The 19,403-nt window shown below is 63.0% G+C and carries 16 protein-coding genes and 2 pseudogenes; 7 read left to right on the forward strand and 11 right to left on the reverse strand.

Annotation, left to right across the window (positions count from 1 at the left end; all coding sequences use genetic code 11):
• The first annotated feature begins 1 nt into the window (after position 1).
• Positions 2–508, forward strand: coding sequence for a hypothetical protein (locus tag X728_RS161915; protein ID WP_023830652.1), 507 nt, complete (start codon positions 2–4; stop codon positions 506–508).
• A gap of 6 nt (positions 509–514) precedes the next feature.
• On the opposite strand, the pseudogene X728_RS01000000166180 reads toward X728_RS161915, so the two are convergent.
• Positions 515–1,919 (reverse strand): annotated as a pseudogene (locus X728_RS01000000166180) (DNA polymerase IV).
• 67 nt (positions 1,920–1,986) lie between these two features.
• On the opposite strand from X728_RS01000000166180, the gene X728_RS161910 reads away from it, so the two are divergent.
• A complete protein-coding gene (locus X728_RS161910; RefSeq protein WP_023830653.1) occupies positions 1,987–2,562 on the forward strand; it encodes a GNAT family N-acetyltransferase in 576 nt (191 codons plus the stop codon).
• Between the two features lie 99 nt (positions 2,563–2,661).
• Entirely contained in the window at positions 2,662–4,173 is a 1,512-nt protein-coding gene (locus X728_RS161905; RefSeq protein ID WP_023830654.1) for a DUF2125 domain-containing protein, read from the forward strand.
• 25 nt (positions 4,174–4,198) lie between these two features.
• On the opposite strand, the pseudogene X728_RS01000000166185 reads toward X728_RS161905, so the two are convergent.
• Both X728_RS01000000166185 and X728_RS161900 read right to left on the reverse strand, forming a co-directional pair.
• Positions 4,199–4,851: pseudogene (locus tag X728_RS01000000166185) on the reverse strand (hypothetical protein).
• A complete protein-coding gene (locus tag X728_RS161900; protein WP_023830655.1) occupies positions 4,848–5,147 on the reverse strand; it encodes a DUF3572 domain-containing protein in 300 nt (99 codons plus the stop codon). The pseudogene X728_RS01000000166185 and the gene X728_RS161900 overlap by 4 nt, the downstream one beginning before the upstream one ends.
• 239 nt (positions 5,148–5,386) lie before the next feature.
• Here X728_RS161900 and X728_RS161895 point away from each other — a divergent pair, with 239 nt between their 5' ends.
• Both X728_RS161895 and X728_RS161890 read left to right on the forward strand, forming a co-directional pair.
• On the forward strand, positions 5,387–5,758 hold the full coding sequence (locus X728_RS161895; protein WP_023667574.1) for a response regulator: 372 nt from the start codon (positions 5,387–5,389) through the stop codon (positions 5,756–5,758).
• A gap of 33 nt (positions 5,759–5,791) precedes the next feature.
• On the forward strand, positions 5,792–7,165 hold the full coding sequence (locus X728_RS161890; RefSeq protein WP_023667573.1) for a PleD family two-component system response regulator: 1,374 nt from the start codon (positions 5,792–5,794) through the stop codon (positions 7,163–7,165).
• 408 nt (positions 7,166–7,573) lie between these two features.
• Here the strand turns inward: X728_RS161890 and rpmG are convergent, their stop codons facing one another.
• The 8 genes from rpmG to X728_RS161850 all read right to left on the reverse strand — a co-directional run bounded on the left by rpmG (position 7,574) and on the right by X728_RS161850 (position 16,841).
• Complete coding sequence (rpmG, locus tag X728_RS161885; protein ID WP_006201775.1) at positions 7,574–7,741, reverse strand: 50S ribosomal protein L33; 168 nt, start codon at positions 7,739–7,741, stop codon at positions 7,574–7,576.
• A gap of 324 nt (positions 7,742–8,065) precedes the next feature.
• Positions 8,066–8,521 (reverse strand): hypothetical protein, encoded by a 456-nt coding sequence (locus X728_RS161880; protein WP_023830656.1) that lies wholly within the window; start codon positions 8,519–8,521, stop codon positions 8,066–8,068.
• 116 nt (positions 8,522–8,637) lie between these two features.
• Positions 8,638–9,813 (reverse strand): MFS transporter, encoded by a 1,176-nt coding sequence (locus X728_RS161875; protein ID WP_023830657.1) that lies wholly within the window; start codon positions 9,811–9,813, stop codon positions 8,638–8,640.
• A 79-nt stretch (positions 9,814–9,892) separates the two neighbouring features.
• On the reverse strand, positions 9,893–10,633 hold the full coding sequence (locus X728_RS161870; RefSeq protein WP_023830658.1) for an NUDIX hydrolase: 741 nt from the start codon (positions 10,631–10,633) through the stop codon (positions 9,893–9,895).
• An 87-nt stretch (positions 10,634–10,720) separates the two neighbouring features.
• The gene (locus tag X728_RS161865) at positions 10,721–11,173 is read right to left on the reverse strand and encodes a DUF983 domain-containing protein (protein ID WP_031194788.1); all 453 of its coding nucleotides are present in this window, start codon (positions 11,171–11,173) and stop codon (positions 10,721–10,723) included.
• The gene (rnr, locus tag X728_RS161860; protein WP_023830659.1) at positions 11,173–13,479 is read right to left on the reverse strand and encodes a ribonuclease R; all 2,307 of its coding nucleotides are present in this window, start codon (positions 13,477–13,479) and stop codon (positions 11,173–11,175) included. The genes X728_RS161865 and rnr overlap by 1 nt, the downstream gene beginning before the upstream one ends.
• A gap of 4 nt (positions 13,480–13,483) precedes the next feature.
• Positions 13,484–16,147, reverse strand: a complete 2,664-nt coding sequence (gene topA, locus X728_RS161855) for a type I DNA topoisomerase (RefSeq protein ID WP_023830660.1) — start codon at positions 16,145–16,147, stop codon at positions 13,484–13,486.
• A gap of 316 nt (positions 16,148–16,463) precedes the next feature.
• Entirely contained in the window at positions 16,464–16,841 is a 378-nt protein-coding gene (locus X728_RS161850) for a hypothetical protein (protein WP_023830661.1), read from the reverse strand.
• A gap of 218 nt (positions 16,842–17,059) precedes the next feature.
• On the opposite strand from X728_RS161850, the gene X728_RS161845 reads away from it, so the two are divergent.
• A complete protein-coding gene (locus tag X728_RS161845; RefSeq protein ID WP_023710621.1) occupies positions 17,060–17,809 on the forward strand; it encodes a cytochrome c biogenesis CcdA family protein in 750 nt (249 codons plus the stop codon).
• A 122-nt stretch (positions 17,810–17,931) separates the two neighbouring features.
• Entirely contained in the window at positions 17,932–19,305 is a 1,374-nt protein-coding gene (gene glmU / locus X728_RS161840) for a bifunctional UDP-N-acetylglucosamine diphosphorylase/glucosamine-1-phosphate N-acetyltransferase GlmU (RefSeq protein WP_023830662.1), read from the forward strand.
• Positions 19,306–19,403 lie beyond the last annotated feature (98 nt).

Genomic DNA, 19,403 nt, shown 5'->3' on the forward strand with positions numbered 1-19,403 from the left:
GATGAAATCATTCGCGCGGTCTCTGCTAGCCGGCTGCCTGCTAACTGCAAGCGCCACGGCCCATGCCGACGAGGCGAATTTTCTCAGCTCCTTGCAAGGGAATTTCTCCGGCAAGGGGACAGTCAAGGTCACCACCGACGCACCGACGGTGAATGTGTCCTGCACCTTCAATTCCGACGCGACCTCGAGTTCATTGTCGCTTGACGGCAATTGCCGTGGTCTTGTCGTGGTGACGCGCGCCATCAGCGCCAATCTGAAGGCCCGCGGGGCGAAGTATACTGGCGTCTATGTCGGGTCGCGCACCGGGCCGGCACAGCTCGCCGGCAGCCGTTCCGGGAACGCGATCAGTCTCGGCATTCGCTGGGCGGCGGAGGTCAATGGTGATCGCAAGGCGCGGTTGACGGTCGAGAAAACCAGCGGCGACGGAATGCGGTTGACCGTTACCGACGTCGATCCGAAAACCGGCAAGAACGTGGTGACGAGCCGCATCGATCTCAAGCGTATCTAAGCCGTCTCACTCCTCGATCGGCTCCGGCGGGTTGGCGTTGCGGCCTTTACCGAAGGTGTAGCCGGTTTCCACCGCCTTCTTGCCGAACTTGTCGCGCAGCGTATCGATGGCGCTTTCGGCCATGGCGCGCTTGCGCGAGCCGACGTCGACGAGATCGGGCGGATCGGCCTTCTCGTCANTCGATGGCGCTTTCGGCCATGGCGCGCTTGCGCGAGCCGACGTCGACGAGATCGGGCGGATCGGCCTTCTCGTCATCCGAGAGATCGCTGAGACCGATGCCGAGCAGCCGGTACTTTGTCCCGTCCGCCTCCTTGCGCAACAGCTCGAGCCCGGTCTGGAAAATGCGGTCGGCCAGCCGGGTCGGGTCGCCGAGCTGGCGGTTGCGGGTACGCAGCTTGAAATCCTGCGTCTTCAGCTTCAGCACCACGGTGCGCCCGGCAATGCCTGACTTCTTCAGCCGCGCCGAGACCTTTTCCGACAATCCCCTCAGCACTGGAACCAGTTCGCCCATTTCAGCTATGTCGGTGTCGAAAGTGGTTTCGGCCGACACACTTTTCGCATCCTGGTCGGGATCGACACGGCGGTCGTCCTGGCCGCGCGAGAGATGGTAGAGCCGGGTGCCCATCACGCCATAGCGGCGCATAAGATCGGCGCGCTCCATGCGCTGCAACTGGGCGATGCTGCGGATGCCGTCGCGTTCGAGCGTTGCGGCAAAAGCCTTGCCTACGCCCCAGATCAGCGTCACCGGCTGTTCGGCCAGGAAACCCAGCGCCTCGGCTTCGCCGATCACCGAAAAGCCGCGCGGCTTGCGGAAATCGGAGGCAACCTTGGCCAGGAACTTGCAGTAGGAAAGGCCGGCCGAAACGGTGATGCCGATTTCCTTTTCGACGGTCTGCGCAAAGCGCGCCAGCACCACCGCCGGCGGCATGCCGTGCAGGCGCTCGGTGCCGGCAAGGTCGAGAAACGCCTCATCGATGGAGAGCGGCTCGACCAGCGGCGTGAGCGCCTGCATCAAGGCGCGGACATCGCGGCCGACGCGGACGTATTTCTCCATATTGGGCGGGATGACGACCGCTTCCGGACAGGCTTCGAGCGCCTTGAACATCGGCATTGCCGAGCGCACCCCCTGGATGCGGGCGATGTAGCAGGCGGTGGAAACGACGCCGCGCTTGCCGCCGCCGATGATCAGCGGCTTGTCCTTCAGCGCAGGATTGTCGCGCTTTTCGATCGCCGCATAGAAGGCGTCGCAATCGATATGCGCCAGATGCAGCTGGTAGAGCTCGGGATGGCGGGTGAGTCGAGGGCTGCCGCAACGCTCACAGCGCCTGGTATCGCTGCGCTGAAAGGTCAGGCAGTCGCGGCAAAAACCGTGCTCGGGATTGTTGACAGGGGCCGCCATCGCTGCGAACATAAAGAGAACAGATGCAATGGTACGTCAGGACGGAAGCCGCCACAAGCGGTTAGCCGGGAGAGAACTCATGAGCACCACCATAGCGCCGCTGGCGCCCGACCTGTGGGCGGATTTCGAGGATCTTTTCGGCAAGCAGGGCGCCTGTTACGGCTGCTGGTGCACGCATTTCCGGATGGCGCCGGCGGTCCGACGGGCCAGGGACAAGCAGCGCAACAAGGATCATATCAAGGCGCGTATCGAGGCCGGACCGCCGCCGGGGCTTTTGGCCTTCGAGGACGGCCAGGCGGTCGGCTGGATGCAGATCGGTCCACGCGCCGACGTGCCCGAATGGAACAATCGGGGCCGGGGCTCGGCGCCGGTCGATCCAACCGACGCCGTAGATCCCGGCGTCTGGGCCATCTCCTGCTTCTTCATCCGCGCCAGCGCGCGCGGCCGGGGCGTCAGCCACCGCCTGGTCGAGGGCGGCATCGCTTTTGCCCGCCAGAACAAGGCGCGGCTGGTCGAGGCGTGTCCGATCGACGTGTCGCGCGATTCGCGTTCGATCGGGCTGTTCGTCGGCTCGTCGCGTGTGTTTGAAAAGGCCGACTTCGAGCGGCTTGTCGAACGCAAGGCCGGACGGCCGCTGATGCGGCTGGTGTTGTAGTCAATTACCCGTCGGCGTTTGTTGATGTCCTGTGGAAGCTGTAGGTTGGTTTCATAGCAGACGAACGAAGCGTTCCTTTTTGGTCAAATGGAGAATTTTGTGAACCGTGTCTTGCCGCTTGCTTTCCTTCTCGCCCTCAGCGCTCCTGCCTTTGGCCAGGCTGTCGATGCCCAAGGTGCCAAGCAACTTTCCGATGAGCTCTCTCGCTATGTCGGCAAACAGGCGCTCAATGAAGGCATTTTGAAGATCTCAGCCGAGGAGGGTGCCTACAAGATCACCTTCGATGTGAAGGCGCTTGTGGCGAAGATGCCGAAGCAGGATCTGAAGCGGTTCGATTTCCCGCCCGTCACGCTGCGGGTCAAACCGCGCAGCGACGGAGGCTGGGATGTCGCCTCGGATTTCTCTACGACTGGGTCCATCGAGGTAAATGGCCCAAATGGCCTGAACACCGGGCAAATCGTTGTCAAGGATGGCAAGTTCACGGGCGTCTATGACCCGGAACTGGCGGCATTTACCAGCGGCACCAGTTCGATTGCGGGCATGACGATGACGTCGCGCCAAGTCAGTCAATTGACCGATTTGAGCGTGGGGCTGGGCTCTTCCAAATTTGACGCCAGGAAGTCGGCCAACGGCGGCGTCGATCTTAATTTCACACAGGCGATGGCGGACTTCGTCGAAACGGTCAAAATCGATGACCGGTCAATCGCAGCGCTCCGGGCACCGGAGCTCGCTGTGAACGTGACCGCTAAGGCCATTCAGACCAAGCCGCTTCTGGATCTTTTGGCGTTCGCCGTCGCCCATGAGGACGAGGCCCGGATGAAGGCCGATCAAGCAGAGTTCAAAACGCTTCTGCTCGGTGCGCTGCCGCTATGGGAACGGATCGATGGGACCTACGCATTCAAAAACCTTGCCATTGAAACATATGCCGGCAATTTCGGCGCGGCGCAGCTGAACACCGTTGTCGGCATGGACGGCATCAGCAAGGACGGCAAGATCAGCTACGCATTCAAGGTTTCCGGCCTGACAATACCGCAGCAGATGCTGCCCAGTTGGACCGTTGCGTTGCTGCCGACGGATCTCGACCTGAATTTCGGCGGCGCCAACATCGATCTCGACAGTATGGCTCGGAAAACCATAGAAACCCTCGATTTCAGTAAGGATCCACCGCTTCCGGCAGATTTCGGCGATGAGATTTCCGCCGATTTCTTGGCCAAGACACCAAAGTTCGTGCTTGGACACAGCACGGTCAAGAATGGTGACATTGAGGTCGCCATGGAAGGCGAAATGACCTTCCCCGACAAGAAGCCCGATGCCAACGTGACAATCGACGTGACCGGCTACGACAAGATCGTGGCAAGCCTGCAGGAGGCGGCGAAGACCGACCCGCAGGCCTCACAGGCTTTTACCGGCGCCTTGGCCATCTTGGGATTTGCCAAGACGCTGCCGGATGGTCGTGTGGAATGGGTTATCAACGCCAGGCACGATGGGTCGGTGACGGTCAACGGCGCCATGCTGAAGGGGCCGGATCCGGTCGTGGAAGACAACACCGATCAGGATGCGATCCCTGGCGAGGGCAACAATGGCGGAGCAGGGGCGAAGCTGCAGCCTTGATCGCCAAGCTTGGAGGCGCTTGGGCTTAAAGCCCGAGCGCGCTCGCGATCTTCGGCGCGGCCTCGTGCCAGTCCTCGACGGAGATGATGTCGTCCGGCACCGGCGGCAGGAAGGCGCGCAGCGAATTGTCGGCCATCAGGTGGAAGAGATGGGCGTCGGCAATCGAGTTGCGCGCCGAGATAAGATTGGCGGGCTGGTCGTCGACAAAGGCCACCGGCCGGCCGTTCTTGCCGCGCAGTTTCGCCACCGCCGGTCCCTTGGCCATCTCGGTGGTCAACAGCGGATAGGGCAGCCCGAGCGCATCGAGATGGGCGCGGCGCGCAGCGCGATGCCGGTGCGGCATGGCGGTCAAAAGGACGATCTCGGCGCGGTCGCTGAGGCTGGCAAGCGCTTGTTCGGCACCGTCGGTAACGCTCTGCAGTCGGCCTGCGTATCGAAGAAATCTCCGAGAAGTGCCGTCACCTCCGGCTGTTCGATCAGCCGGCCGCTCGCCGTTTCGGCAATGTTGCCGGTGAGACGGAAGGAGGCCAGGGTCAGGCCGAAGCCGCGCGATTTCAGGAACTGCGGAAACGGCCGGATGAATTCGAGCACGACATCGTCGACATCGAGGATCAGCAGAGGCCGGTCGTCGGCTGCAAGTTCGGCGATCTGGCGTGCCGTCTCGGGATCGTCGCTCATATCGAATGCTCATGGTCGTCGCCGCCAAGAGGCAGCGCGCGCAACGCCTTGCCGATGGCGGCCGGGGGGGTGTCGGTTTCCTCGGCAAAGCGCAGCAAGGTCGGCTCGTGGGCAAGGATGAACTGCAGCACTCCGGCCAGGAATCCCGGTTCGGCCGCGGCGCGGCGGATGGCGGACGCCTCGATGCCGGTGATGGCCAGGAAGCGCGGCAGGAGTTCGGGGTCGGCGGCGACGAAGCCCAGTGCCTTCACGGCAATGGTTTCCGCTTCCTCGCGCATTGACGCTGCGTTTGCCATCACTACTTTCTCGTTGCGGAAATGAGTCTCTTTTCCGCAGTAATCGCAAGCGTCGCCTGCGGCAAGCCACAGCCCCGATCCAATGTGGTTTTCGAGGTGGAATCCGAATGGCTTTTGCCGCTTCGGGTTTCCATTTCGTCAATCATATTGCCTTAAGAGTGAGCGAGGGTTTGGTGTGCTTCGACAAGGGCGCATAGCGGCAGGGCTTCGGGCAGAAGCCTGGCCGGGACGGGAAATCGATGCCTAAGAAGGTCATGATCGTCGAGGACAACGAGCTCAATATGAAGCTCTTTCGCGACCTCATCGAAGCCAGCGGTTACGAGACGGTTCGCACGCGCAACGGGCTCGAGGCGCTCGATCTGGCGCGCCAGCACAGGCCCGACCTGATCCTGATGGACATCCAGCTGCCCGAAGTGTCGGGGCTGGAAGTGACGAAATGGCTGAAGGAGGACGACGACCTCCATTCCATTCCGGTCATCGCCGTCACCGCCTTCGCCATGAAGGGCGACGAGGAACGCATTCGCCAGGGCGGTTGCGAGGCCTACATCTCCAAGCCGATCTCGGTGCCGCGTTTCATCGAGACCATCAAATCTTATCTCGGTGATGCCTGATGCCTTCACCCATTCCAGCCGGAGCCTTGTGACATGACCGCGCGGATCCTCGTCGTCGACGACATCCCTGCCAATGTCAAACTTCTCGAGGTTCGGCTGCTGGCCGAATATTTCGAGGTGTTGACGGCCTCCAACGGGCCGGACGCGATCGAGACCTGCGAAAACGGCAAGGTCGATGTCGTGCTGCTCGACGTGATGATGCCCGGCATGGACGGGTTCGAGGTCTGCAAGCGGCTGAAAAGCGATCCGGCGACCGCGCATATACCGGTGGTCATGGTGACCGCGCTGGGCCATGTTGCCGACCGGGTGCGCGGCCTCGAGGCAGGCGCCGACGACTTTCTCACCAAGCCGGTCAACGATCTGCAACTGATGACGCGGGTGAAGAGCCTGGTCAGGCTGAAGTCGCTGACCGACGAGCTGCGGCTGCGCGCATCGACCACCCGCAACATCGGCATCGAGGCGCTGTTGAGCCGCAGCTTCGCGTCGGAGGACGCCACGCCGAAGGTGCTGTTGATCGACGAGCGCAAATCGTCGTTCGAGCGCATCCAGAACATGCTGCGCGGCAGCGCCGAGCTCGACATTGCCACCGATCCGCATGCCGGCTTCTTCCAGGCCGCCGAGGCGCCCTATGAGTGCGTGCTGATCTCGACCGGTTTTACCGATTTCGATCCGCTGCGGTTGTGTTCGCAATTGCGTTCGCTCGACCGCACCCGCTTCCTGCCGATCATCCTGATTGCCGACGAAGGCGAGGAGGGCCGCATCATCAGAGGCCTCGAACTCGGCATCAACGACTATCTGATGCGGCCGATCGACCAGCAGGAGCTGACGGCGCGGCTGCGCACGCAGGTGCGCCGCAAGCGCTACAACGACCAGCTGCGCGCCAGTGTCACCCAGACCATCGAGATGGCGGTGACCGACGCGTTGACCGGGCTGCACAACCGCCGCTACCTCGACAGCCATTTGCAGACGCTGTTCGACCGCGCCGTGGCGCGGCGGCGGCCTCTGTCGGTGATGATCACCGATCTCGACCGCTTCAAGACCGTCAATGACTCGCATGGCCATGATGGCGGCGACGATGTGCTGCGCGAGTTCGCAAGGCGGCTGCGCAAGAACGTCAGGGGCATCGACCTTGCCTGCCGCTTCGGCGGCGAGGAATTCGTCGTTGTGATGCCGGACACGGACGGCGCGGTGGCGGAGAAGGTTGCCGAGCGCATTCGCGCCGAAATCGCCCAGCTGCCCTTTGCCATCGGCCCTGAAGGCAAGGCGATCGAAGTCACGGTCAGCGTCGGCGTGTCATCGGTTCTGAAGGGCGCGGACACGGTCGCGGCGTTGATGAAACGTGCCGACGTGGCGCTCTACGAAGCCAAAAGTGGCGGCCGCAACCGGGTCGTCGCCAAGGCAGCGTAGGCTAGACCACCGATTATGCAGTCAATCGGACAGGGTTAGGAATTTACCTTAATCCAAGCGATTCGGCAGGCTTGGTTAAGAAACTATTGATTTTCAAACATTGTTGCGCAAATGTGCGGTGCAAGAACAAGGGCGATGCGGGCACGAGGGTAGACAGCCGCATCGCTTCGCCGAATACCCCATGATGCTCAGGTCCGCCGCATCTCCTGGGTCCGTGGGGTCGGCCGGCCGGCGCTGGCACATAGTGGCCTCCTCGTACCGCTGCCATACGCCGACCGGCCCCCTTTTTTACCAAAAAATGAGATGAGCACTTCGCGCCAAACAGCGGAGGGTTCTGGCTTTCGGGGCCTTGAATCAAAAACGCCGCCCGAAGGGGCGGCGCTTTTGACAGAGCGTATGAAAACCAGATTACTTGATCTTGGTTTCCTTGAACTCGACATGCTTCTTGGCGACCGGGTCGTATTTGCGGAACGACAGCTTGTCGGTCTTGGTACGGCTGTTCTTGCTGGTCACGTAGAAGAAACCGGTGTCGGCGGTCGACAGAAGCTTGATCTTGATGTTTGCGGCTTTGGCCATTGTATCAGTCCGTTATGTTCGTGGGGTTCTGGCCGCTGGAGCGGGGGAAAACACCCGGACGCGGGAAACTTGGCGCGACACATAAAGAACGTGCCCGGAAAGTCAAGCCCGGCTCGGCGGCCGTGTCGTAAGCACATGAGTTGTCCGGATTAGGTAGCACATGAGTTGTCCGGTTTTATCACCGGCTCGATGGAGGCTGAGGCTCAGGGCGTTCGAATCTTGAAAAGCCAAGCAATTGGCTTTTCGTCCGCTACGAGGCCGCTTCTCACCCCACAAGGAGAGAAGGTAAGGTCGCTGTTGCTCGCCCTCAGCGGGGCCGGATTTCTAGGCTTCTTCCTTAACTGGAAGCGCTTTCTTCCAGTCCCCGGTGGTGTTCCACCAGCGATTCGGATTGGCGCGGTCGTCCAGGCCCTTGGAGCGGCTGGCGAGGATTGGCTGGATGCGGATCACCGGCTCCTGGTAGGAATGCGCCTGGAAAATTGCCTCGACGACGCGGGCGACGAGCGCCTGGTCGTCGGGCAACTCGAACGAGACCTCGACGGTGCCGGGGCGGCGGCGCAGTTCGGTTTCGACGCCGGCGGCTGCACCTTCCAGCGGTCGGTAGCGTTCGATGCCGTGCGCGGTTTGATCGGCGTTGCGGTCGTATTTGCCCATTGCCAGCGGCGCGATCGCGACCACGGCGTCCATGATGCGGTCGACATCGGCTGCCGGGGCCTGGAAGCTGACAAGCAGCAGAAGCGTCATGCGCAGAGATGTGGTTTCAAAGCCGCTGTCGATCATCGCCGTATCCTCAAACTCGGGTTTTTTGGGACACCCTTTTAGCTGAGGTCTCCTGACACGGTTCTGTCAGCAGCGGCGACATCCCGTCAGGATTGCGCAGACTGGCGACGGACAGGCTACCAGATCTTGCGGACCAGCCTGGCGCTGACCAAGACGATATAGGCGGCAAAGAACAGGCCGAGCGACCAGCCGAAGCCGGAGGGCCCGAAGGCATCCATGCCGATGCCGATCGCCTGCGGGCCAAGCACCATGCCGACGCCGTAGCAGAGCACGAAGGCGGCGTTGGCCGAGGCCAGTTCGTGGCCGGAGAGCTGCGAGCCCAGATGGGCAAGGCCGATCGTGTACATGGCGGCCACCACGCCGCCCCAGACGAACAGAAGCGCCGCCATCAGGTGCCAATTGCCGGCGAAGAACGGCATGAAGATGGTGCCGGCAAGTCCGACCGTGGCGCAGGCCAAAAGCAGATAGCGGCGGTCTGAGACGCGGTCGCTGATCATGCCGATAGGGATCTGCAACAGCACGTTGCCGAGGCCGATCATGGTGAGCAGGAGGGCTGCATCCGCCTCGGAATAGCCGATGCGGTTGCCATAGACGGGGAACAGCGCAAAGCCGCCGGTCTCGACGGCGCCGAACACCAGCACGGCGGCGGTCGCTGTCGGCACCAGCCAGATGTAGCGCAGGAAGTTGCTGGTTTCGCCGTCAACCACGATTGTGGGACTTTCATTCCGTGCGGCCAGCACCGGGATTGCGGCCAGCGCGACCAGGACGATGATGACGCCAAACGGCAAGAAGCCGGTGCTGCCGATATGGGCGAAGATCCATGGCCCGGCGGCGAAGCCGAGCGACAGCACTGTGGCGTAGATGCCGAGCACCAGGCCGCGCCGGCGCGGCGGCGCCGAGGTGCTGATCCAGAATTCCGACAGGATGAACAGCACCGTCAGCGCGATGTGCAGCACGACGCGTAGTGGGAACCACATCCAGAAGTCCGGGGCGAAGTGGAAGCCGACAAAGGCGAGCGCGCCGGCGGCGATCATGGCGATCATCGTCCAGGCGACGCCGAAGCGCATCGCCAGCGGCGTGGCCAACGGGGCGCCGGCGATCGAGGCGAGGCCGGCGACCGCGGTGTTGAGGCCGATCATCGATGCCGAGTGGCCGCGGCTCTCGAGAATAACGCTGAGCAGCGGCATGCCGAGGCCTATGGCGATGCCGACGACGCTGATCGAGGAGATCGCGGCGATCATAGGTAGCCAATGTACGCGCTCGTCGCCCTCTTGCTGGGTATCGACCGTCATGTGATGCCTGAATACTCTGTTTGTTTGATATTGCGTAATTCCGGACGGAAAACCGCGTCACACTTTTCCTGGAATTGCTCTAAAGAATTTCGCGAACGAAGCGGTTGCGGACAAGCCGGTAGAACGGCACGGACCCACCGGGTCGCAGGCGCGGATCGCCGGCAAGCCGCGTCTCCAGCTCCTGCAAGATCGTTCGGGTGATGTCGGGGATATCGGCCTCTCTGGCCTTGGCAAGCGGCAGCCAGACCAGTTCTTCCAGCTCATTGGTCGGGCCGCCACCCGGCAGTTCCACGGCGACATCGCTGCGCCAGGCGCTGAAGAAGCGGGTGTCGAAACGACGCACGCGATTGGGCGGGGTGATGGCGCGGGCGATGAAGCGCAGCGGCGCCAGCGAAGGCTGGACGCCGTGCTCGACAAAGCCCTGCCAGTCGCGTTTGTCGGTTGCGAAAGAGCCTTTGCTGCCGATGAGCAGGCCGGCTTCCTCATAAGTCTCGCGGATGGCCGAGAGCGCGATGGCACGGGCCCGCGACGGGCTGATGCGGCCGACGCCGGCGGTCAGCCTGGCTTCCTCCTCCGGGAGCAATGGGGTGGCAACGGCAATGCGGCTGTCGGCCGAATCGGTGCGGCCGCCGGGAAAGACGAACTTGCCGGGCATGAAGGCGTGGCCTGCGTGGCGCCGGCCCATCAGCACCAGAATCTCACCGCCCTCGCGGTCGAGCAGGATCAGGGTGGCGGCATCGCGCGGGCGTATGGGCAGGCCGCTGTGGGCGGCTGCGCCACGGTCCATCCTGCTGACTTCCGCCTTGGTCATACCTTCCATGCGCAGGACCTAGCGGAAACTTCTGGCAAACGAAAGTGGCCTTTCACGGTCGGCATGTTGCGCCAGGCGACATTGCCCTGACGCAAACTAGGTTCCGGGATGCGGCTCGGTGCCGTCTTTTTCGCCGCCGAAGCCGTGCATATAGAGCGCCCATTGCAGTCCGATGACGGCGCCCTTGACCGGTTGCAGCAGAGCGACCGACAACACGATGGTCAGCGGCACCCAAATGGCGATGTGCTGCCACATGGAGAGCGTCGAGGTCGCCTCGACGCCCATGAAGGCGCCGAGAACGATGTGGCCGACAATGACGATGACGAGATAAGCGGGCAGGTCGTCGGCGCGGTGGTGGTGGAACTCCTCACCGCACACGGCGCATTTGTCGACGCTTTTGGTGAAGCCGGCGAACAACCTGCCTTCGCCGCAATGCGGGCAGCGGCCAAGGGCGCCGCGCTTCATCGCCGTCCACAGCGGGCGGGCGACTCGGCCCGAATGATGTTCGCCGCCGAAAACCTGCTTCTGGATTCCCATTTCGCTTGCCATTATCGTCTCCTGCCGCGCGACCCCGGGCGCGATTGCGACGCGCGGGCGCGGCCTTTTGCCTTGTGAAACGACCGTTTGGAGCCGGGCAGGGGCTTCGGGTCGGTCAGCATCTCGAAACGCATCGCGCCGGCCATAGGCGCCACCTCGATCAGGCGAACCTCGACGCGGTCGGCAAGCTGATAGCCCTTGCCGGTGCGTTCTCCGAACAGCGATCGCGCGGTTTCGTCATATATATAGTAATCGCCATCCAGACTTGACACCGGGATGAAGCCATCTGCGCCAAACTGCGGCAATTGGACAAATAGTCCCGATTTGGTGACGCCCGAAATGCGGGCGTCGAAGCGGTCGTCGATGCGCTCGGCGAGGTAGGCAGCGATCAGCCGGTCGACGGTGTCGCGCTCGGCCGCCATGGCGCGGCGCTCGGTGCCGGAGATCAGCACCGCGACGTCTTCCAGCCGCGTCTCTTCGTCCTGCGTCAGCCCGCCAGGGCCGAGCCCAAGTGCGGCAATCAGCCCGCGATGCACGATCAGATCGGCATAGCGGCGGATCGGCGAGGTGAAATGCGCGTAGCGCTTCAGGTTGAGGCCGAAATGGCCGATGTTCTTGGGCGAATATTCGGCCTGACTCTGCGAGCGCAGCACCACTTCGTTGACCAGCCCCTCATTGTCGGCGCCACGCACGCGCTCGAGAATGCCGTTGAACTGGGCGGGCCGCATCTGCGCGCCACGCGCCAGCGACAGGCCGAGCGTCTGCAGGAACTCGCGCAGCGATTCCTGCTTGGCCAGCGACGGCGCATCGTGGACGCGGTAGACCAGCGCCTGCTTCTTCGCTTCCAGCGTTTCGGCGGCGGCGACATTGGCCTGGATCATGAATTCTTCGATCAGCTTGTGGGCGTCGAGCCGCTCCGGGACGACGACGCGGTCGACGGTGCCGTCCGGCTTGAGCAGGATCTTGCGCTCGGGCAGATCAAGCTCGAGTGGCTGGCGGCCATCGCGGCCGCGCTTGAGGATGGCGTAGGCGTCCCACAGCGGCTTCAGCACCGTATCGAGGATCGGGCCGGTCTTGTCGTCAGGAAGGCCGTCTATCGCGGCCTGGGCCTGCGGATAGGCGAGCTTTGCCGCCGATTTCATCATGACGCGGTGGAAGGTGTGACGCAGCTTGCGGCCATCGGCGGCAAAAATCATGCGCACGGCAAGCGCGGGACGGTCCTGGCCTTCGCGCAGCGAGCACAGGTCGTTGGAGATGCGCTCTGGCAGCATCGGCACGACGCGGTCGGGGAAATAGACAGAATTGCCGCGTTTCAGCGCCTCGCGATCGAGTGCGGTGCCATAGCGGACATAGGCTGCAACATCGGCGATCGCCACCGTGGCGATCACGCCGCCGGGGTTCTTCTCGTCGAGGTCGGGCGTGGCGAAGACGGCGTCGTCATGGTCCTTGGCGTCGGCCGGGTCGATGGTCACCAGCGGCAGGTCGCGCCAGTCCTCGCGGTGAGCAAGCGTCGCCGGTTTTACCGCCTCGGATTCGGCGATGACGTCGGCCGGGAAGATATGCGGAATGTCGTGCGCGTGGATGGCGATCATCGAGACCGCCTTTTCGCTGGTCAGCGAGCCCAGCACCGCCAGCACTTTTGCGCGCGGCAAACCATACCGGGAGGCCCGCGCCGGCTCGACCTCGACAAGGTCGCCGTTCCTGGCGCCGTTCTGGAATTCCTTGTCGACGATCAGTTCGGGCTGGCGACGTTCGACCGGCTCGATTCGGAAGGTGCCGTCCCTCAGGATACGGAAGACGCCCAGCACGGCATCTGTCCGCTTCTCGAAAATCTTCATTACGCGGCCGGTATAGGCAGGCCCGGTCGCCTCGTCGGTCGGGAAGGTCTTGGCCAGCACACGGTCGCCGATGCCCGGCTGCGGGCCATTGCCGCCGCGCGAGACGCGGATCGAGACGACGGGCGGTTCGCCGGTGCCTACGGGCTCGGCAGGATGCGCCAGCAGGATGCCGTCGCCATCGCGGCCAAAAATGTCGAGTACGGCGACATGCGACAAGGCGCCGACACGGGCCAGCCGTTTGCGCTCCTTGGTCAGGATGCCTTCGTCCTGCAGGTCGCGCAGGATGTCCTTCAGCCAGATGCGGTCGTCGCCGCGCAAGGCAAACGCCTTTGCGATGTCGCGTTTTCCCGCGCGGTCGGGGTTCTCGGCGATGTAGCGCAGGATTTCGTCACGCGACGGCCTGTAGTCGTCCTTGACCTTGGCCCTCGTGTCGGCGGTGCGCGGATCGCCGTGGCTTCTACCGGTGATCCTGCGCGCCACTCTGCTATCCCTTTTTCTTCGCCGCCGGCTTCTTGGTCGCCGACTTCTTGGCTGTGGTTTTCTTGCCAGTGGTTGTTTTGGCAGTGGTTTTCTTGGCTGTGGGGGCCTTGGCGGCTGCCGCCTTGCGGAACGGCTTCTTGCCGCCGCCCTTGGCTTCCTTCTCGGCAATCAGCGCCACCGCGTCCTCGACGGTCACCGACTGCGGATCCTTGCCCTTGGGCAGTGTCGCGTTGACCTTGCCGTAGTTGACATAGGGCCCGTATTTGCCATCGCGCACGACGATCTTGCCGCCGCCATCGGGATGGTCGCCGAGTTCCTTCAGCGCCGCCGCGGTGCCGCCATTGCGGCCGCCCTTGCCCTTCAGCTGCTTCTCGGCGATCACGGTGACAGCGCGGTTGAGGCCGATCGAGAACACATCCTCTATGCTGTCGACATTGGCATAGGTGCCATCATGCAAAACGAATGGACCATAGCGGCCAAGCCCGGCGGAGATCATCTTGCCGGATTCAGGATGCTTGCCGATATCGCGCGGCAGCGACAGCAGCGCCAAGGCCTTTTCATGGTCGATCGAGTCGGGCGTCCAGCCCTTGGGCAGGCTGGAGCGCTTGGCTTCCTTGCCGTCGCCGCGCTGGATATAAGGACCGAAGCGGCCTGAGCGCAGCGTGATTTCCTCTGCCGTGTAGGGATCGTTGCCGAGCACCTTGGTGCCGTCCTCGCCGCCGCCATTCTCGCCATTCGGGTTGGCGGCATCGCCGAGTTGGCGGGTAAAGGAACATTCCGGATAGTTGGAGCAGCCGACGAAGGCGCCGAACTTGCCGAGTTTCAGCGACAGATTGCCGGAGCCGCATTTTGGGCAGATGCGGGGATTCGAGCCATCCTCCCGCGCGGGGAACACCAGCGGCGCCAGTTCCTCGTTCAGCGCGTCGAGCACGTCGGTGACGCGCAGTTCCTTGATGTCGGCGACGGCGCCGGAAAAATCTTTCCAGAAGTCACGCAGCACGTCCTTCCAGGCGAGCTTGCCGTCGGAAATCTCGTCAAGCTTTTCCTCGAGTGAGGCCGTGAAGTCATATTCGACATAGCGCTCGAAGAAGCTTTCGAGGAAAGCCGACAGCAGCCGGCCCTTGGCCTGCGGCACCAGCCGGCGCTTGTCGATGGTGACGTAGTCACGGTCTTCCAACGTCTTCAGGATCGCGGTGTAGGTCGACGGACGGCCGATGCCGAGCTCTTCCAGCTTCTTGATCAGCGACGCCTCGGAGTAGCGCGGCGGCGGCTCGGTGGTGTGCTGGGTGGCATTGATCGCCTGACGGGCCAGTTGCTCGCCGGCACGGATCTCGGGCAGACGACGGTTTTCCTCGTCTTCGGCGTCGTCGTCCTTCTGGTCGGTGTAGGCGGCGATGAAGCCGTCGAAGCGAACGACGGAACCGACGGCGCGAAGCTCCGCGGTGCGAGCGCCATTGACCGCCTCGATTTCGACCGTGGTACGCTCGATCTCGGCCGACTGCATCTGGCTGGCGATGGCGCGCTTCCAGATCAATTCGTAAAGCCGCAGCTGGTCGGAATCGAGATACTGCCTGACCGAAGCCGGCGTGCGCATGAAATCGGTCGGGCGGACCGCCTCGTGCGCTTCCTGGGCATTCTTGGCCTTGGCTGTGTACTGGCGCGGCTTTTCCGGGAGGTATCTTGGGCCGAATTCCTTGGCGATGGTGTCGCGGGCGGCGTCGATCGCCTCCGGCGCCATCTGCACGCCGTCGGTTCGCATATAGGTGATCAGGCCGGTGGTCTCGCCGCCGATCTCCATGCCTTCATAGAGGCGCTGCGCCACCTGCATGGTGCGCGTCGCCGAAAAGCCGAGGCCCGACGATGCCGCCTGCTGCAGCGTCGAAGTGGTGAAGGGCGGGCCAGGATTGCGCCTTGTCGGTTTGGCTTCCACCGACAGAGCCTTGAAGGTCGCGCGTTCGAGCATGCCCTTGATATCGTCGGCCTGCGCCTTGCTGGCGATGTCGAGCTTCTGCAGCTTCTTGCGCTCGAACGCGGTCAGCCGCGCCTCGAAGCTGTCGTTACGTGGCGTGCCGAGGAGGGCAGCGATCTGCCAGTATTCCTCGCGGACGAAACGTTCGATTTCGGATTCGCGGTCGCAGACCAGGCGCAGCGCCACCGACTGGACGCGGCCGGCGGAACGGGCGCCCGGCAATTTGCGCCACAGCACCGGCGACAGCGTGAAGCCGACGAGATAATCGAGTGCGCGGCGAGCCAGATAGGCATCGACCAATGGCGCATCGATCTGGCGCGGATTGGCCATCGCTTCCAGCACCGACGACTTGGTGATGGCATTGAAGACGACGCGGCTGACCGGCTTGTCCTTCAACACGCGCTTCTGCTTGAGCACCTCCAGCACGTGCCAGGAAATGGCTTCGCCCTCGCGATCCGGATCGGTGGCGAGGATCAGGCCATCGGCATCCTTGACCGCGTTGGCGATGTCGGTGAGACGCTTTCCGGACGCGGTGTCGACCGCCCAGGACATCGCGAAATCCTCGTCGGGACGCACCGAACCATCCTTGGCCGGCAGATCGCGGACATGGCCGAACGAGGCCAGAACCTTGAAGTTCTTGCCGAGATACTTGTTGATTGTCTTTGCCTTGGCCGGCGATTCGACGACGACGACGTCCATGAGGTCTCATATCAGCTGTGGGGCGGCAGAAGAATTCCGCTGCGTGACGCATTCAATTGGTCGCTCACATGGCCGCGCTTTTGCGATCGGTCAAGGGCAAGCGGCCAAAATGCGGAGGCGTGTGCCGCAATACACTCTTAGAGTGTATGGAGAAGATCACAAAATTTTTGTCTGGGAGGGTTCGTGTTTCGAGCCACCGGGAAAGGCGCCGCGACCAGTTCGTGCTGCCCGTAAATGCCGAACTGGCCGCCGGGTCGCTTGGAGCCGGCGGCCAGCCGAGTCCCGCCGATGGGGTGCGGGATAGAGGCTCGGACGATCAGTCGGCCTTGACGATGTGCCAGACTTCGCCGACGCCGTCGCCGGTGATGTCACCGGCCTTCTTGTCCTTGATGAAGGTGTAGACCGGCTTGCCGTCATAGGCCCACATCTTGGTGCCGTCGGTGCGTTCGACGATGGTCCATTCGTCGTCCGCCTTGGCGCCATCCTCGGCCTTCAGCGGCGGCCAGTTGGTGGCGCATTTCTCATAGCAGTTGGTCTTGCCCTTCTCGTCCTTGTCATAGGTATAGAGCGTCATGCCGTTGGCATCGGTGTAGATCTTGGTGCCAGCGACTTCCGCTTCCTTCCACGCTTCGGCGGCGAAGGATGCGGCGGTGCTGAGCAGAAGGGCGGCCAGGCCGACGGTGATCGTTTTCATGGAAATCTCCCTGGTGATCCGACGAAGCGCGCAGAAACCGCGGCTTCGCTCTGTGAACGTTCGGCGAGGGACATTTCTTCCCCGGCTTGGTCAACTTGGGATTGGCCGACAACAATTCGTCCGGCCGGATCGTATCTGTAGCCAAATTCCACACGATGGTGATTGGCGAACACGATTTTGCGTCGCTATATCGGCGCCAAGGAATCTGGAGTTCTGGAATGCCATTGGACATCGGCTATGTCAGCGCGGTCGGAGCGGGGGCGATCTCGTTCCTGTCGCCTTGCGTGCTGCCGCTGGTGCCTCCCTATCTCTGCTACATGGCCGGCGTGTCGGTCGACGATTTTCGCGGTGACGATGCCGGCGTTACGGCCAAGGCCGGCGCCCGCGGCGCGCTCATCTATTCCTCGCTCGCCTTCGTACTTGGTTTCTCCACCGTGTTCGTGGCGCTCGGCGCTGGCGCCTCGACCATCGGCCATTGGCTGCGCGTGTGGCAGGAGCCGCTGGCGATGGCGGCCGGGGTGCTGATCATCCTGATGGGGCTGAATTTCCTCGGCATCCTGCGCATACCACTTCTGTCGCGCGAGGCGCGCTTTCAGTCGCAGGGCAAGCCTGCCAGCATGGTCGCCGCCTATGTCATGGGGCTGGCCTTCGCCTTTGGCTGGACGCCGTGCATCGGCCCGGTGCTGGGGCCGATCCTGACCTTGGCCGGCGGCCGCGAGACGGTGGGCGAGGGCGCTCTTCTGCTCGCCGCCTATTCGCTTGGCCTCGGCATTCCGTTCCTGATCGCTGCACTGTTCTCCGGCGCCTTCATGCGCTTCCTCGGCAGATTCCGCGTCCATCTCGGTCGCGTCGAAAAGGCGATCGGCGCGCTGCTGGTCGTCGCCGGGGTGTTCTTTCTCACCGGCGGCGTGCAGACGGTGTCCTACTGGCTGCTGGAGAATTTTCCGGTGCTGGGCCGGCTGGGGTAGCGATCCGCTGATCGAGAGTGAACTGCCTATCACCTCACCGGAATTTAACCCCATTGGTGCAGCATGACACCAGATGCTACCACTCTGCGATTCCTGATCCCATTTCATACGGTTGTCCTTCCATGAGCCAGAGATCCTGCTTGTCCGTCATTCTCGCCGCCGGTGAAGGCACGCGCATGAAGAGCGCGATGCCGAAGGTGCTGCACCAGATCGCCGGAATGCCGATGGTCGCCCATGTGGTGAAAGCGGCCGAGGCCGCCGGTGCTGCCAGCCAGGCGCTGGTGATCGGCCATGGCGCCGATGATATGCGCAAGGCGGCCGCGAAGTTCGCGCCCAAGGCCGAGACCTTCGTGCAGGAGAAACGGCTCGGCACTGCGCATGCCGTGCTGGCTGCGGGCGATGCGATATCAAAGGGTTATGACGATATTCTCGTGATGTTCGGCGACACGCCGCTGATCGACGCTGAAGCCCTGGTGACCGCGCGGCAAAAGCTTGCCGATGGCGCGGCTGTTGTGGTGATCGGCTTCCGCCCGCCCAGCCCGACCGGCTATGGCCGGCTGATCGAAAAGGGCGGCAAGCTCACCGCCATCCGCGAGGAGAAGGACTGCTCCGCCGAGGAAAAGAAGATCGGCTTCTGTAATGCCGGCATGATGGCGGTGGCGGGCAAGCATGCGCTCGACCTGCTCGACCAGGTTGGCAACAAGAACGCCAAGGGCGAGTTCTATCTCACCGACATCGTCGAGATCGCCAGTGCGAAAGGGCTCGATGTCGTTGCCACCGAAACCAGCTTCGAGAGTGCGCTCGGCATCAACAACCGAGCCGAACTGGCGCAGGCCGAAGGCATCTGGCAGGTGCGCCGGCGCTACGAGGCCATGCGGTCGGGCGTAACGCTGATCGCGCCGGAAACCGTGTATTTCTCGCATGACACCGAAATCGGCGCCGATACGATCGTCGAGCCCAATGTCTGGTTCGGACCGGGCGTGAAAATTGCAACCGGCGCCAAGATCCACGCTTTCAGCCACATCGAAGGCGCCACCATTGCCTCCAACTGCGTTGTCGGGCCGTTCGCGCGGCTGCGGCCGGGTGCCGATCTTCGCAACAAGGCCAAGGTCGGCAATTTCTGCGAGGTCAAGCAGGCGGTCATCGAGGAGGGCGCCAAGGTCAATCATCTGACTTATATCGGCGATGCCCGTGTGGGCGCGGGAGCCAATATCGGCGCCGGCACCATTACCTGCAACTATGACGGCTACTCGAAGTTTTTCACCGACATCGGCGAGGGCGCCTTCATCGGTTCGAACTCGTCGCTGGTGGCGCCGGTTACGATCGGCAAGGGCGGCTACATCGCCTCGGGTAGCGTCATAACCGAAAGCGTGCCGGACGATGCGCTGGCCTTCGGCCGCGCCCGCCAGAAGACCATTCCCGGCAAGGGCAAGGAATTGCGCGAGCGCTTCGCGTCTGCCGCAGCGGCGAAGAAAAAGGCCGGCACCGACCATTAACCGCCGAAGCAATTGAACAACCGAGGAATTGCGGTAACCGGATTGCAAGAGCGGTGTGTCATAGTGCATCGGGTTGAGAAACGTTCCGTTACAGCAGA

This window comes from Mesorhizobium sp. L103C119B0 (assembly GCF_000502235.1).
Taxonomy (GTDB): Bacteria; Pseudomonadota; Alphaproteobacteria; order Rhizobiales; family Rhizobiaceae; genus Mesorhizobium.